A 13580-nucleotide genomic window follows, 5' to 3' on the forward strand; every position below is an offset into this window, starting at 1 on the left:
ATGGGCATCCTCGGCGACAGCCTGGAGAAGGCCGCAGCCGCCACCGCCACCCGGCCGATCCCGAAGTCGGCCGGTGCGCAGATGCGGTTCCTGGTCAAGCAGCACAGGGGCTCCACCAAGGCCGTCGCGCAGCTCCTGGGCATCAGCCAGCGCACGGTGGAGCGCTACGTCAAGGCCCAGATCAAGCGGCCCCGCAAGGACCTCGCCGCGCGTATGGAGCGTGAGGTCCGCCGCCGCTGGCAGCCCAGGGTGCGCGAGAAGGCCGAGCGTCGCGCCGCACAGACCGACGGAATCACCATCGAAACCCGGGCCCGGTTCGGCTTCACCGCCGCACCTGGATCGACGGACGACGGGCGGATCCGGCTGATCACCCAGCACCTCCCACCCGCCTACGCCGCCCGGCTCTTCGACGCCCGGGCCACCGGCGCCACCGAGCAGCAGCTGCAGAACATCGCCGCCGAGGGCCTACAGGAGATCTACTTCAAGGACAGCGGCCGCCGCGCCGACGGCCTCCTGGTCGAGTTCACCGACATCGACTATGTGGAGCTGGACTTCTAGGGCCTATCCGACCCTGACCCATAGGACAGGCCCTAAGTGACAGAGGCCCGACCGCCGGGAGCCTCCGCCGCCTCCCCGGTGACGGCCGTCTTCACGCGGTAGCGCGAACGGGGGCAGGTACCAGGAGGACCCGGGGGCCTGCACCAGTGCGTCAAAGGTCGCCACACGTGACGCTGAACTGGCCTTTTCCGAGACTCACTTGGGGGAACTTGTGGCCATCTCCGCCTTACCATCGGCGCGCAGCGCAACCCCGTACCGCGTCGGCCTCCGTGTGCACGTGGCAGCCCTCTGCTGCGGCCTGCTGCTGAGCGGGCCGGCCGTTGCCACCGCCGCCACTGCGCCCGCCGCCCACGCCCAGGCGCAGGTACAGCACAAGGAGCGTGGCCGGGGCACGCTGGTCTCCGCCGAGAAGCTGTACACGCTCGCGACCCCGCAGGCCGTGGCCGCCGAGCTGGGCGCGGCCGGTTTCCCGGGCGACACCGTTCAGCACGGCGTGGTCGCATACCGACTGGTCTACCGAACCATCGATCCGCACGGACGGCCCACCACGGCGAGCGGGCTGTTCGTGCTGCCGCTCAGCAGCGAGAAACGGTTGCAGGCGGTCTCCTTCGCGCATGGCACGGGCAGTCACAAGGACGATTCCCCGTCCATGCGGCGCGGCGCGTTCGTGTCCGCGCCGGTGATCGCTCACGCGTCGGCCGGTGCCGCGGCGGTCGCGCCCGACTATCTGGGGTTGGGCAAGGGGCCCGGTTTGCATCCCTGGATGGACATCGGCTCCGAGACCACGGCATCCCTGGACATGCTGCGGGCGGCCCGCGCCTTCGCGTCACGCACCGGACATGCGCTGGAGCGCAAGGTCATGGTCACCGGCTTCTCGCAGGGCGCCTCGGCGGCGCTGGGGCTCGGCCGGGCTCTGGAGGCGGGTGAGGACCGTTGGTTCAGGCTGGGCGCGCTGGCACCGGTCAGCGGCGTGTACGACTTCGGTGGCGCGGAGTTGACCGCGTTGCTTGAGGGCAGGCTGGAACCCAAGTCCAGTGTGCTGTACGTGGCGTACACCTTGGTGGCGTTCAACCGGCTCCACCGCATCTACGACCGTCCTGGCGAGGTCTTCCGAGCCCCGTACGACAGCACTGTCGAGGCGCTCTTCGACGGCGCCCACACAGGGGAGCAGCTGATGCGAGGCACCCCAGGCACTGTGGACAAGCTGCTGACCGAGCACGGCCGCGAGCTGCTCGCGCACCCGACGGGGCCGCTGGCGGCGGCGCTGCGCACCACCGATGCCGTATGCACCGACTGGACCCCCCGTGCCCTGGTCCGGCTCTACATGGCCACCGGGGACGAGCAGGCCGGCACCGCCAACACCGAGCACTGCCAGAAGGCTCTGCTCAGGAACGGCGTGGACGCCCCGGTCGTCGATCTCGGTGCTCTCGACTACCACGGATCCCGTCACCTGGGGTCCAATGTCGTGGCCACGTCGGCAATCGTGCGCTGGTTCGGTGAGTTGCGCCAGCGGTGACTCGAACGTGGGAGCCGCAGCCCTCGACAACTGCCGTGCCTGTCCGAGCCGATGGTGACAAGCAGCGCGCTGCCCGGGTGCCAACCACCGCGTCTCGCCGCTGGCAGAACGGCAGATCGACCGCTCTCGTTGGTGACAACCAGCATGCTCCGGCACACCGATTGAGTCGGAGCACAAGAGTTGTCATCTGGGCAGGCCAGTGGTCACTGGCCGGGTGTCGGGCCGGGGCGAGGCGACTTTTTGTTGCCCTGTCGCACTGAGGCTGTCGGATTCTCAGCTTTGTTTTGGACGGCGCCTCTTCGGGCGTGAGACCTTCACTTCGGCCATGGCCGAAGCGCTCTCTTCCCCCCTCAAGGACATCCGGACCTCGCTGGAGGCCGACGACATCCGGTTCACCACCCCAGACGTCGCTATCGTCAGCCGCACCGAGACCGTCCACGACGAACGGTCCGAGGCTGAGGGCTCGTCCGAGCTGCCTCTGGTCGGTGCCATGACCTACGTCTTGACCCGCCAGGGCGACGACTGGCGCATCGCCCTGGCCCAGACGACACCGGTCCGCTGAGCGGCCACTGTGCCGATCGGAGCGCGATTTCCGCGCATGCCATGCCGGTTGAAAACCCGATCTATCAGCGTTCTCAGCCCACATGGTGACTCCGCAGGCCGAAAGCTCGTCGTCTGACAGATGCGCTGCGGCAGGACACTCTCATGCCCCCTCCGCGCTTCATGACCACGCCCATGTGGTCGGCAGGCCAGACCTGGTACGCACGGCAGCGGTACGCAGAACTAGGATCACTTACTCATCTGCAAGGGGGGAAGTATGCGCAAGATCATCAATGGGACGGCTCTGGTCCTGACTGCGGCTCTACTGACCGGTTGCGGCAGCGGCGACGGCCCGCCGACGGCCGACAAGTCTGCGAACGCGAGCGTGAAGCCGAAGCCGAAGCCGGACAGCGGGGGCGGTGAGGTCAAGCACGAGGTCACCCTCGAAGTTCTTGGCCACGGCACGTCACAGGTGTACTACAACCTCAACACCAACAAGTTTGAGAAGGTGAAGCTTCCCTGGAAGAAGACCTCGACCGTCACCTTGACGACCGACGCCGAGAAGAGGATCGGCACAACGGTCTCCGTCGTCCCCGGCTCCGTGTACAAGGCCGATGGCACACTGCGCGCGGCGGACTGCGTCATCACAGTCGACGGGAAGAAGGTCGCGGACAACAAGGGTGGCAAGTCTGACAGGATGTGCAAGTACGACCTGAAGTGAGGATTCGCGCTACGCGGATGCCCCAAGCGGCGGCGCGGCGAACGTGAATTCCGTGAAGTCCATGTCGTTTGGGAACACCATGGGCCGGCGTTCTCAGACGACATGGCACCCCAGCGAGTCAGCAGACCACTGGCTGCCGGATGAACTCCGACAGACATTTGTGTCCGGTCGTCTGGAAGTCGTCGGATGCTCACTCGTTCGCGTTCGGGGTGTCAGAACCTGATCCCCGACCTGCAAGTTCCGCCATGGCCCCGGCGAACGTCAGGGTCCCCACTACGGGAAGCGAAGCCCACCGCTCATCCCTGTTCATGATCCTCGGTACGCTCCCATCGGCCTACGCTGAAGCCAACTCCAGCCGCTCCACTACACCGACGTGCTGCTGAAGAAGCCTGATCCGTTACGGGACGCGCAGAAGGCCACGTACACCCCGCGCCAACTCATCGCGCTCGTCGCCGACATGCAGAACCGGCCCGCCCCAGGCACGGCCTGGGAGTACTCCAACACCAACTACGTCGTCCTCGGGCTGCTCGTCGAGCATGTCACCGGGCAGTCGCTCGGACACGAGATCGGCCATCGCATCGTGCAGCCCCTGCACCTGAAGGCCACTTCCTTCCCGACCACTCCACGCCTCACGGGTGCGCAACTGCACGGCTACGAGTGGCTCGACGGCAGGGGACCGGGCGCCGCGCCCACCGACCTCACCGAATTCAGCCCCGCCGCCTACTGGGCCGCCGGGACACTCATCTCCACCACGCACGACCTGAACACCTTCTACAAGGCGCTCTTCGACGGCCACCTGCTGCCGCCCCGTCTGATGAAGGAGATGCGCGATATGCGCCCCATGAACCCCGAGCGGCCCAAGCGCTTTTACGGCCTGGGGCTGGAGAGCACCGGCAACATATGCCCGTCCGACGGGCCGGTCGTCGGTCACACGGGAGAGGTCGTCGGATACCAGACTTTCAGCTTCACCTCGGCGGACGGGAAGCGGCAGGTCACCCTGTCCGTCAACACCGGTCTGACCATCCCTGACAAAGCGGCGACAGCCGCGATGAAGGTACTCTCCACCGCTTTGTGCCACGCCGAGTGACCTAGCGATGAGTTGACCCGTCCAAGCGCCGGGGTTGGCGGCGACGGCCCAGCCGTGGTGGCGGGCCTCCGGCATCGATCTCACGGAGCAGGCGTCTGCCTACCCGGGGAGGCAGGCACTGATGACCGTGGCCAGGCATGCTGACACACAAGGAGCATGGAACCTGCACGTGCAGGACCCGTGCCTCCTGCGGACCTCGGTGCGGGTCGATAGCCGGGTGCTGCTCACGGCAGCCATCGCACCGGGGTCACCCGGCGGATGTGGATGAGCACGTCGAACGCATCGGCAAGGGAAGCCACGGCGATGTGCTCGGCGGCGTCGCGGGACGGGTCATAGACCCCGCTGATCACGCGGGCCTTCGCCGGTCCGTCCCATTGGCGGCGTACCGCGTCGTGGCGCAGGTCCAGCCAGTGGGCGGGCAGATCCACCTCGCCGAGCTTCGCGTCGATCAGATCGCGGGCCGGCTCCGGGACGGTGACGACACCGAGATCTCCGTGATGGAAACCGATCGCCACGGAGACGTACTGCGCGCCGTACCACTGGCGCAGCAGACTGCCTTCGCTGGGCTGCGGACCACGCTCGGGAGCCAGCGGGCTGGTCACCGCGGCCGCCGAAGTGTGAGCGATCCCGTCCCAGTAGACCACGCGCAGACCGGTCCGACGCTGATAGTCGCCGATCGCAGCGGCCCATAGGGCGACGTCGTCCGTGGCGAAGCCTTGCCCGGCGACGCTGCCTTCATGGAAGTCCACGATCAGACGCATCCGCGCCAGGATGCCGTCGCCATGGTCGACGTCGGGCAATGACCGGATCAGCGCGAGCGCGTCGCGGGCATGGTCGGCGAACGGGCGCCCGGGGTGCATTCCCCGGGCGCGCTGCACATGCTCATCGATGCGGTGAGCAGTCCGGATCGGTTCCAGGTGGGACGCCACCTCCGCCAGCCGCTCCGGGGCCGACCCATGTACGTGATCCAGCACGGCGTCGTAGTCCTCGGGCTGCGCCCGCACGGGTTGCACACCGAAGATCCGGATGGGGTCGTCCGGGTGGTCCCGATTGAACGCCCGGATCCACTCCAGGGCCGCGGCCATCTCGGCGGTGCGCCAGGGGCGCCAGGCGCCGTCAAGCGCGGCTGCGGCATCGCCCTCGCCTGTGTGCACATACCTGTCGAGGCCGGCGGCGATTCCGGAGCTGTCTTGTATGGCCAGCGCCCGGAACCCGTGGTGCTGGACCAGCCTGCGGAAGAGTTGGTCCCGTACCCCGAAGGTTTCCCGGGAGGCCCGCGTGGACTCCCCGATGCCGACGATCGTTGTCGCGGCGGCGAACTTCTCGGCAAGCTCATCGAGTGTGGCGTCCGACAGCGGGCCGACATCGGCTTGCTGCGGATCGGACGACCCGGTGTGTGAAGGAAGGAAGCCGTGGGAAGCGGCGGTGTCGTTTTTCATGCCTCCCAGGCTGCTACCTGAAGTTCGGTTGAGGTCAAGGAGGTTGGTGTAGCCGAGTGTCCGGGTTGGCCCGCGGAGTGTCGGTGTCACGCCTGCCTGGGGCCGACCACGACGCTCCGGCGGGCCACCTCAGCCAGCGGCACGGCCGGACTCGGATCGGCGGGTGAGCTGCCCGGCAATGACCTTCGCGCTGTTCCACGCCTTCAGGGGAGCAGCCCTCTCTGTCTCCCGAGCCCACTGACTTGTTCCAACTACCGTGTCACGTAGGCCTGATGAGCCGAAGCGCGACAGGTGGCACATGGGCAGGCTTGTCGTCACGTCAAACCGGCGCTCGGCTCGCGCGTCATGTCCTGGCCTTGCCCGCCTCGCTCGCCTCGTCCGCTGCGCCCTCTTCGGCGGTTCGGCGCGTCCAGAGGGTGAGGTCGCTGCTTGTGGCGACCGCGAGGGTGTGTCCGGACGGTGAGAAGCCGGCGGCGCGGATTTCTGAGTAGTTCGAGTCGAAGATGTGCCACCAGCGCCGGCCGTGCGGTCCGCTGTGGGGCATTCCGCCGTCCGTGGAGAGCAGAACGCGGTGGTGAGGCCACTCGGGGCTGACGACTTCCAGGCTCCAGCCGCCTGGAGCGGTGGTGTGCAGGCCGCCTCCGAAGAGTCCTGCGATGCGCACTCGGGTCCCGGCGATCGGGCCGAGTCCGGGGCATGAGAGGTCGGGCACTCCGTCCGGGGTGCTGTCGTCGGGATCGGGGTCGCGGTCCCTGGCTATCTTCTCTCCGGTGACGGCGTCGAAGAGCCCATGCCCCTGGCCGGAGACCACCATGACGAGGTCGTGACCGGCGTCGGGAGCAACGGCGAAGCCGATACCGAGCAGGCCGCCTATGGGATTTTGCCGGCTCAGGACCGGGCGCCAGGGGGCCGGCGGAGGAGTCTCGGGGGCGGAGAGGAGCCGCTCACGCAGTTGCTGCTGGTAGTCCGAGATCAAGATGCTCCCTCAGGCTCTGCCGGGCCGTCGGCCGACTCAGGGTGGTGCCGGGCTCGAGCCGGATCCGCTCGAACATATCCTGCGTGATCGCGAAGGGGCTGTCGGTGTCCGCCCACCCGTTCAGACGGCCCGCTGCGAGGAGGCCGTACGGGTTGCCGCCGCCCGAGCGCTCACCCGCCGAATGTTCATGTTCGCCGGTGAGTCGGAACGCGGGAGCGCTCATTCGCGATCATCTCGACGCCGTTCTCCGCGCCTGGGGGCGATCAGGTACCGGGGCCGGCAGCGTCCGGCTCGGTAAGCCCGCCAACCGGGCGGGCTTCCGGGCCGGTACGGCATGGCGCCACGCCGAGGCGCGGTGTGCCCGGATGCTGATGGTCTCTGAACCATGCGGGAGAGACCATGGGCGACCGCCCCAACCTTCAAGAAGCCCGGCAACCGACATCCATGGGCGCGGACCATGACGCCCCCGGTCAGCCAGGAGTCATCGGCATTGCGCTCGCCGCCGTGCTGACGGCCGCACTCGCGCAGGGTTCCTGGCAGTGGTTCTCCACCTACGTCGGGGTGACGCTCCTTGCGGTGATCTTCTCCTTCTACCGACTGCCGACATGGCGGCCCGGCCTCGGATCTGCGTACGCACGGAATCTGGCTGCGTATTCACTGGTCGTCGGCCTGTGCGTAGCGATCACACTGGCCCCCATGCTGCAGCGCTGGGCGTGGCTGTTTCCGATGCCAGGCGCTCGTGGCGCGTGTCCTGAGGTGGGCAGATACGAGGCTGTTCGGGCGGAGGCCGCGCTCGCGAACCTGGCTGGTCGCAACAGCGCCGCCTTGGCTCGGGCGCAGGCAGCCCAGAGCCATGATGCTGTTGCCGACTGCCTGGCAGCTACCACGACGCTGTGGCTGCCGATGTACGGCGTCGTGGCGGCCGTACTGGTGGGGCTGGGCGCATGGTCCCTCGACCGCGCTCGGGCGAGGAAGACGGCGGCCGCCGTGGCCGACCGGAACCCTCCTCGCCAGGACTGAGCAGGTGTGTGAACGCGGCAGGACCCCGCATGGAGTGACGGTCGGGGCCGCCGTCGGCGCCTGACCGACTGCGTCAACGCCCGGCTCCCGGCTCAAGTCCCGCTCTGCGCACGCTCTTTGAGCGTCGCGCCATAGTTGCGCGCCACTCGCAGCACCTCGCAATTCAGGGCCTCGCCCGCGGCGAGAACCTCGGGCAGCAACTCCGGGTGACCGCCCGGAAGGTCATGCCCACTGTCACCCGGTGCTCCGGCCGGTGCACGATCTCGATCGGATCCCCGGCGCGGATCTCGCCGGGGACGATCACCCGCAGATAGGCCCCGGTGACCGCGTGCCGGGTAAACCGCTTGATCCAGCCTTCTTCGCCGAGCCGGCCCTGGAAGGTGACAGAGGCAATCCGTCCACTGGTGGCCTCCAGCACCAGATCGGGACCGATCCGCCAGCGCTCGCCGATCCTGGCGCCGGTGATGTCCATGCCGGATGTGGTGAGGTTCTCCCCGAACGTGCCATTGGGCAGCGGCCGCCCCAGATCGCGTTCCCAGAAGTCCAAGTCCTCCCGGGCGAAGGCGTACACCGCCTGGTCGCTGCCGCCGTGCCGACGCAGGTCGCAGACCGCGTCACCGCCCACGCCGCTGGCCCCCCGGCCCGGGGGCCCGGATCCGCCACCCGGACCGGACCGTGGGCCAGCTCCTTGGAGATCCCGGTGGTGATCCGTCCGCGCAGCACCCGACCCGATACCGGGGCACGGTGAATACGCGAACCGCGAACCGCGAACCGCGAACTGCGAACCGCGAACCTCACCCACTCGTCCTGCGCGTCGAGCGACTCGTTACTGCGGCGGGGGGCCGGCCAGCGCGTCCAGGATGGTGTTGTAACGGTCACCGAAGTCGATTCGGGTGATGTCGTCGTAGCTGAAGGACGTCGGGGCGCTGGCCCAGCGGGCTTTCGGATTGACCTCGAGCAGCTTGAGCCGCTTCTTTCCGAAGCGCACCGGTGCCCCGATGTACACCACGTCGGGGTCCAGATCCTCTTCGAAGACGGCCAGCAGGTGGTAGTCCCTGCTGACCGACTCGACCAGTGACCGGGTGTCGGTCTGCGCGAGGGCACCACGCGGACCCGGGGGAGGCCAGGGGCCCTCCCGCTGGAGCCAGCGCACCATCAGATCGCGGGATCCTCGGCGTCTGACCTCCACGATGTCGCGGGTTCTGAGCGCCACGAAACCGTCCAGCGCAAGACGGTTGCACTCCGCGATCACCGTCCATGACGGCGTCACCTCGACCACGAACCCTTCGAGCTCGTCACTACCCGGAAGCGCGCGCACGAGGTGCGTCAACTGATGCTTTTCGGCGGCCTCTTGGAGCTGCCGTCGGATTTCCTTGCTCATGGTGTCCATGCTCCACGCCGTTCGCGCTGCGCACCATTCCTTTTGCTCGCGCAGGTGCTGACTGCGGACCAGGGCCGCTGTACATGGTCGATCGGTCCACGGGGCGGTGACGATGCTCCGGAGGCGAACCGCAGTGCCAGAGCACCGACCACCGACCACCGACTACCGACTACCGACCACCGGCGCCGCATACAGCAGCGGGAACGGGAGGTGGGAGTGCCGGCGTGCCCGGACAACGGTGACGACGGCTCCGGTGAAGTACAGGATCAGGCCGGTCCCGGCGATCACGCCGATGACCGGCAGGAGCACGCCGAGCAGCAGACCGCCGTCCGGCTCTTGGGTTCCTCACCGCCCTGATGTGCCGTGGCGCAGGAATGTCACCGATGAGGGAGCATCAGCCGCCCATGACGCCGCCCATGACGCCGCCCATGACGCCGCTCAGGTCGACCGCGAGGAGAGCCTCATTGCGCACACAATCCCTTACGCTCTGCAACAACGGGTGATGCCGGAAGTCAGCGGTGTCGCAAACGGCAGAGAGGAACGCAACGATGCACGCCTCCAAAGGGGATCGCCTCGTGATGCACGGTCGAGTCGTGGGCAAGCACGATCGAGTCGTCGAGGTCGTCGAGGTTCTCGGTCCCAACGGGACGCCGCCCTTCCGCGTGAGGGCCGAAAATGGCCACGAAACCATCATGTCCCCAGGGCCGGACTGCATGGTTGACCATCGCACCACGTCCGATCCTGCCTGACCGACGAAAGGCCAGGCCCGGCTGACACGGCGAAGCTGACCAGCGGTAAGGCGAGTGCAGCCGGGATGGCCGTGGCGGCGTCGGCCTCTCCCACCTCGGACTCTGACCGTTCAGAGCCGAACGGGCCACAGGGCGACGCCGTCCGCGTCCACGCGAAGCTCCACCCAGGTGCCGTCCACGGGCTCCGGGGGCGGAGTGGCGAGGTCGAACAGAATCTGCGAGTCACCCATCTCCAGGACCGCAGCACCATCCGCGGTGAGGTCGAGCCGACCCCGCAGGACGATCCGGTCGCCGTCCTGCCACAGCCCTGGCGAGGCACGAGCCGCCGATTGCGTGTTGCGTCCCCAGGAGATGTCCTCATCCACGGTCCACTCGACGTGATGCCGACCTTCCGCTTCCAGTGGGTGACCACGCCACAGCACCACGGTTCCCACCGGTGCGCGCACTCGCACCATCGTCGGACGCGCGGCCTGCGGAACCATCTCCACTTGGACCAGCATCCCCCGATCATCCACGATGCTGCCCGGCGGAAGGGACGCCGCCAGGGCTCTCGCCCTTGCCAGGGCGGTTGGCGGGCGCCGACCAGACCCGTACGGCGGGTACATGGCCATCCTTCCGAAAACCTCTTTGAGGGGATCGAGCCCGCCCAGTACGGGGAGAGCCTGCGTGATTTCCCGGAGCTGGCGAGGGAGATCGAGCGGCACACCTCGGCGATGAGCGAGGCGGAGATCGAGGCCGGGCACCGCAAGCGCACGGCGCAGATGATCCGGCTGGCCGAGCTGCTGGCCGCAGGTACGCCGGACGACGCCGAACCGGTGCAGGCCGAGATCGATGCCCAGTACCGGGCGCTGGTCGAACTCCGGGCAGTTTCGGCCGAGGAGTATCGCGCGATCGGGCGCTCCTGCGTGGACAACGAGCAGTGGTGCGCGGAAATGACGAGGAGTAGCCCGAGAAGGTTCCCCGGGCCCGGCCGGGGCGGCGCCGTTCCCACCTGCGGTGGGCCGACGGTCTGGTCTTCGTCCGACCACCGGATGTGTCCGCGACCCGTCGGTCGGCTCGTCCTGCGCTTTCGTCGGTCGGCGGGCCAACGACCTCAGCTTCAACGAGCCCACACTGCCTGCGCCATGAGCCACCGAGATACAGGGAACCGGATCAGGGAGGATGGGCTTCCATGACGGGTGAGAGCGACAGGTTCGCGGAACTGCTGCAGCGTGCCGGGCTGGAAATCGTGGGGGACCGGCGGACCGAAGAGGTACTGCCGCCCCGGGCCGCATGGCGTCCCGTTATTGCCTTCGAAGCCGAGCCGGCCGAGACGGTGCGCCTCGACCGGCCCGGCCGGGTCGCCGAGCTCAACACCCAGTGGCACCGACTCGCGGTCAAGGAAGGGGTCATCGGCGAGGACGGCGTGTTCCTCATCGACGTCGCAGGCAACGGGACAGGCGGCGCGCGCAGGGGCTGGACCCGGGTCCGCCTCACCGGCCAATGGAACCTCGCCGGCGTGCTGGGGGAGCGGCCGGGCCAACCGGAATTCATCACGATCTCGACGGAGTGCCAGGGAGCCGGGCCGGTCGCGGTGGTAGCAGAAGAACTCCATGGCCACACTCTCTCCCACCAGGTGCCGCGCCGCCTCGTACTTGCGATCGCCCGGGCAGCGAGTGGGATGTGCGGCTCGCCACTCCCGGCGAGGGCGGGGTGTGTCAGAAGCCATGGTGCCCCCCACACCGCACCGAACGCTCAACTACCGCCTCGGACACGGCAGTCAGGACCCAGACTCTCCACCTCATTGTGTTGCCGTTGTTGGGGCTCGTAACGCGATCTTGGTGAGGCGTGCCGGCCGAGCGTGTCCGGTGTGATGTTCCGGCTTGATGCCCGGAGATAGCAGCGGTTCCAGCACCACCCGCTGAGCATCTGTCAGATTTCCCCGAGCCATGGAAAATGCTCACCGCGCAACCTTGATGCACTTCTATTGGTTCCAGAACCAGGTCTCTTCCATCCGGAACGTGGAGCTGCTGGTGTGGCGGACGCGGAATACGGACATCTGGAGGTCTGCGCGGCCCCACGGGTCGCACGGTCCGAGTGCGAGCCGGCCCAGCGCCTGCCAGTCGATTTCATCGGACTCCTCATCCAGGTCGATCTCCTCCTCGGCGAGGGTCTCAGAGCTGATGCCGAGAGCGCGCACCACGGCCTGAGGGGCGCCGGTGACCTCCAACGGTTCCACGCCAGGCCAGCCTTCGGTGTGCAGCATCAGACCGCCGGGAAGCTGGATGATGTCTTCGGTGTGGTCCTCTCCGAGGTCGACGTTGGCCGATCCGACGATCCGAGCGTCGGGGTAGCGCTCGCGGAGCGTGGTGGATGCCCCGAGCAGCGGCAGATCGCCGATGTGGTCGGCCAGGGCCGGGTCCGTTATGGAGATGATGTTGCCCCAGCAGCCCACCTTGATGATGTCCAGGTCCGCCCGCGTCTCCAGAGCCAGAGAGTCGGCTGCGGAGACGGGAGGCAGTTCTTCGAGAATCTCGTCGACGGTGTCGAAGTTCTCGGCGAAGTGGCGGGCCCGCTCCGGGGCGTGGGAGGGAAAGTTCACGCGGCCCACGGGGAAGGGGGGAAGGAGCAGGGTGAGGGTGTAGTCGTCGCCATGTCCTGGGACTCCTCGGTCGGAGGGGCAGGTCCAAAAGGTGGTGTCGGCCATGAGCGGCACCATAGCGACAGGTACTGACAGTCCGAGCTGGCCGCATGCCGGCGGGCAAGAGCTGAAACTCACTTCGAAACAGGCCCTGAATGGTGGTTTGTGCCTGCTGGGTCAGACGGTCAGTTGATCGAGAAGGCCGGCCACCTCCGCCGGCTTGAGCAGAAACCCGACGTGGCTGGTGGCCAGCGTGTGCACGTCGTACGGATTGTCGGGCGTCAAGGCGTCAAGGCGCCAAGGCGTCAAGGCGCCAAGGCGCCAAGGCGTCGGCTTCAGCGATCAGGTGGTCCTGCAGGGCGAGGTCTTGAGCGCGGCCAGCATGACCGGGTCGGCGGTGCGGTAGTTGGCCCGGCCGACGCCGAGTTCGGCGGGATCGCCGACGTTCAGCGCGCCCGGCGGTGCGAGCAGGTTGTCGCCGAACTCGGAGCCAACTCACGATGATCAACGGTGGCCGCAGCCGTCTCCTTGCCGGGAAACCGGCATCGCTGGGCGAAAACGGTGCTCCAGCCCTCCTCGTCAGCCCCGCAGGAGGCAGAAGGGATGGCCGGCCGGATCTGCGAAGATCCTCCAACCGCGGGCGTCGACGTGGAGCAGCGTGGCACCAAAGCCGAGGACCTGCTCCTGGGCCCGGTCGAGGTCGGGGACATCGAGGTCCAGATGGAACTGCTGCGGGTACGTGCTGTCCGGCCACCGCGGCGCCCGGTGATCCTTCACGCGCTGGAAGGCAAATACCAGGCCAGAGCCCGTGTGAAGGGTCGCAAAGTCGTCGCTGACTGCCCACCTGCGATCGGGTTCGTTGACCGCACCGCCGAGGAGCGATTGGTAGAACCGGGCGAGTTCAAGGACATCCGGACAGTCCAAAACCACGCACTGCAGCTTGCCGATCACGGTGATCCTCCAACAGCAGGGG

At 67.8% G+C, this 13580-nt stretch carries 15 protein-coding genes and 3 pseudogenes; 9 read left to right on the top strand and 9 right to left on the bottom strand.

The features are described from left to right. The 5 genes from AB0C46_RS01860 to AB0C46_RS01880 all read left to right on the top strand — a co-directional run bounded on the left by AB0C46_RS01860 (window position 1) and on the right by AB0C46_RS01880 (window position 4422). A complete protein-coding gene (locus AB0C46_RS01860) occupies window positions 1-558 on the top strand; it encodes an XRE family transcriptional regulator (protein WP_362824893.1) in 558 nt (185 codons plus the stop codon). A 277-nt stretch (window positions 559-835) separates the two neighbouring features. After that, on the top strand, window positions 836-2074 hold the full coding sequence (locus AB0C46_RS01865; protein WP_362824895.1) for a lipase: 1239 nt from the start codon (window positions 836-838) through the stop codon (window positions 2072-2074). Between the two features lie 214 nt (window positions 2075-2288). After that, window positions 2289-2636, top strand: a complete 348-nt coding sequence (locus AB0C46_RS01870) for an SgcJ/EcaC family oxidoreductase (RefSeq protein ID WP_362824897.1) — start codon at window positions 2289-2291, stop codon at window positions 2634-2636. A 255-nt stretch (window positions 2637-2891) separates the two neighbouring features. After that, on the top strand, window positions 2892-3335 hold the full coding sequence (locus AB0C46_RS01875) for a hypothetical protein (protein WP_362824899.1): 444 nt from the start codon (window positions 2892-2894) through the stop codon (window positions 3333-3335). 373 nt (window positions 3336-3708) lie between these two features. Beyond that, on the top strand, window positions 3709-4422 hold the full coding sequence (locus AB0C46_RS01880; RefSeq protein WP_362824901.1) for a serine hydrolase domain-containing protein: 714 nt from the start codon (window positions 3709-3711) through the stop codon (window positions 4420-4422). A 224-nt stretch (window positions 4423-4646) separates the two neighbouring features. Here AB0C46_RS01880 and AB0C46_RS01885 read toward each other — a convergent pair whose 3' ends face one another. The 3 genes from AB0C46_RS01885 to AB0C46_RS01895 all read right to left on the bottom strand — a co-directional run bounded on the left by AB0C46_RS01885 (window position 4647) and on the right by AB0C46_RS01895 (window position 7060). Continuing rightward, window positions 4647-5861 carry an erythromycin esterase family protein gene (locus AB0C46_RS01885; RefSeq protein ID WP_362824902.1) on the bottom strand — a complete coding sequence of 405 codons (1215 nt, stop codon included), beginning with the start codon at window positions 5859-5861 and terminating at the stop codon, window positions 4647-4649. A 343-nt stretch (window positions 5862-6204) separates the two neighbouring features. Continuing rightward, entirely contained in the window at window positions 6205-6837 is a 633-nt protein-coding gene (locus AB0C46_RS01890) for a hypothetical protein (RefSeq protein WP_362824903.1), read from the bottom strand. Further along, the gene (locus AB0C46_RS01895; protein ID WP_362824904.1) at window positions 6806-7060 is read right to left on the bottom strand and encodes a hypothetical protein; all 255 of its coding nucleotides are present in this window, start codon (window positions 7058-7060) and stop codon (window positions 6806-6808) included. The genes AB0C46_RS01890 and AB0C46_RS01895 overlap by 32 nt, the downstream gene beginning before the upstream one ends. A 176-nt stretch (window positions 7061-7236) precedes the next feature. Between AB0C46_RS01895 and AB0C46_RS01900 the strand changes: the two genes are divergently transcribed. After that, window positions 7237-7857, top strand: a complete 621-nt coding sequence (locus tag AB0C46_RS01900; protein WP_362824906.1) for a hypothetical protein — start codon at window positions 7237-7239, stop codon at window positions 7855-7857. A 92-nt stretch (window positions 7858-7949) separates the two neighbouring features. Here the strand turns inward: AB0C46_RS01900 and AB0C46_RS01905 are convergent. From AB0C46_RS01905 to AB0C46_RS01915, 3 genes and pseudogenes are all read right to left on the bottom strand, one after another. Beyond that, window positions 7950-8580 (bottom strand): annotated as a pseudogene (locus tag AB0C46_RS01905) (MOSC domain-containing protein). Window positions 8581-8683: 103 nt separating this feature from the next. Continuing rightward, the gene (locus AB0C46_RS01910) at window positions 8684-9238 is read right to left on the bottom strand and encodes a hypothetical protein (protein ID WP_362824907.1); all 555 of its coding nucleotides are present in this window, start codon (window positions 9236-9238) and stop codon (window positions 8684-8686) included. A gap of 162 nt (window positions 9239-9400) precedes the next feature. After that, window positions 9401-9562 (bottom strand): annotated as a pseudogene (locus AB0C46_RS01915) (DoxX family protein); the annotation flags it as partial. Window positions 9563-9786: 224 nt separating this feature from the next. Here AB0C46_RS01915 and AB0C46_RS01920 point away from each other — a divergent pair. Continuing rightward, the gene (locus AB0C46_RS01920) at window positions 9787-9987 is read left to right on the top strand and encodes a DUF1918 domain-containing protein (protein WP_362824909.1); all 201 of its coding nucleotides are present in this window, start codon (window positions 9787-9789) and stop codon (window positions 9985-9987) included. 110 nt (window positions 9988-10097) lie between these two features. Here the strand turns inward: AB0C46_RS01920 and AB0C46_RS01925 are convergent, their stop codons facing one another. Next, window positions 10098-10487 (bottom strand): hypothetical protein, encoded by a 390-nt coding sequence (locus AB0C46_RS01925; protein ID WP_362824911.1) that lies wholly within the window; start codon window positions 10485-10487, stop codon window positions 10098-10100. Window positions 10488-10604: 117 nt separating this feature from the next. Between AB0C46_RS01925 and AB0C46_RS01930 the strand changes: the two are divergent. After that, a pseudogene (locus AB0C46_RS01930) lies at window positions 10605-10910 on the top strand (TipAS antibiotic-recognition domain-containing protein); the annotation flags it as partial. Between the two features lie 248 nt (window positions 10911-11158). Continuing rightward, window positions 11159-11797, top strand: a complete 639-nt coding sequence (locus AB0C46_RS01935) for a hypothetical protein (protein ID WP_362824913.1) — start codon at window positions 11159-11161, stop codon at window positions 11795-11797. Window positions 11798-11950: 153 nt separating this feature from the next. On the opposite strand, the gene AB0C46_RS01940 is transcribed toward AB0C46_RS01935, so the two are convergent. Next, on the bottom strand, window positions 11951-12673 hold the full coding sequence (locus tag AB0C46_RS01940) for a DUF6333 family protein (protein ID WP_362824914.1): 723 nt from the start codon (window positions 12671-12673) through the stop codon (window positions 11951-11953). Between the two features lie 513 nt (window positions 12674-13186). After that, complete coding sequence (locus AB0C46_RS01945; protein WP_362824916.1) at window positions 13187-13558, bottom strand: VOC family protein; 372 nt, start codon at window positions 13556-13558, stop codon at window positions 13187-13189. Window positions 13559-13580 lie beyond the last annotated feature (22 nt).

This window comes from Streptomyces sp. NPDC048637, from assembly GCF_040650675.1.
GTDB lineage: Bacteria > Actinomycetota > Actinomycetes > Streptomycetales > Streptomycetaceae > Streptomyces.

Excerpts from the sequence above, each read along its gene's own strand:
- AB0C46_RS01860 (WP_362824893.1), top strand. The coding sequence starts at position 1 with ATGGGCATCCTCGGCGACAGCCTGGAGAAGGCCGCAGCCGCCACCGCC.
- AB0C46_RS01875 (WP_362824899.1), top strand. The coding sequence starts at position 2,892 with ATGCGCAAGATCATCAATGGGACGGCTCTGGTCCTGACTGCGGCTCTA.
- AB0C46_RS01885 (WP_362824902.1), bottom strand. The coding sequence starts at position 5,861 with ATGAAAAACGACACCGCCGCTTCCCACGGCTTCCTTCCTTCACACACC.
- AB0C46_RS01895 (WP_362824904.1), bottom strand. The coding sequence starts at position 7,060 with ATGAGCGCTCCCGCGTTCCGACTCACCGGCGAACATGAACATTCGGCG.
- AB0C46_RS01900 (WP_362824906.1), top strand. The coding sequence starts at position 7,237 with ATGGGCGACCGCCCCAACCTTCAAGAAGCCCGGCAACCGACATCCATG.
- AB0C46_RS01910 (WP_362824907.1), bottom strand. The coding sequence starts at position 9,238 with ATGAGCAAGGAAATCCGACGGCAGCTCCAAGAGGCCGCCGAAAAGCAT.
- AB0C46_RS01920 (WP_362824909.1), top strand. The coding sequence starts at position 9,787 with ATGCACGCCTCCAAAGGGGATCGCCTCGTGATGCACGGTCGAGTCGTG.
- AB0C46_RS01925 (WP_362824911.1), bottom strand. The coding sequence starts at position 10,487 with ATGCTGGTCCAAGTGGAGATGGTTCCGCAGGCCGCGCGTCCGACGATG.
- AB0C46_RS01935 (WP_362824913.1), top strand. The coding sequence starts at position 11,159 with ATGACGGGTGAGAGCGACAGGTTCGCGGAACTGCTGCAGCGTGCCGGG.
- AB0C46_RS01940 (WP_362824914.1), bottom strand. The coding sequence starts at position 12,673 with ATGGCCGACACCACCTTTTGGACCTGCCCCTCCGACCGAGGAGTCCCA.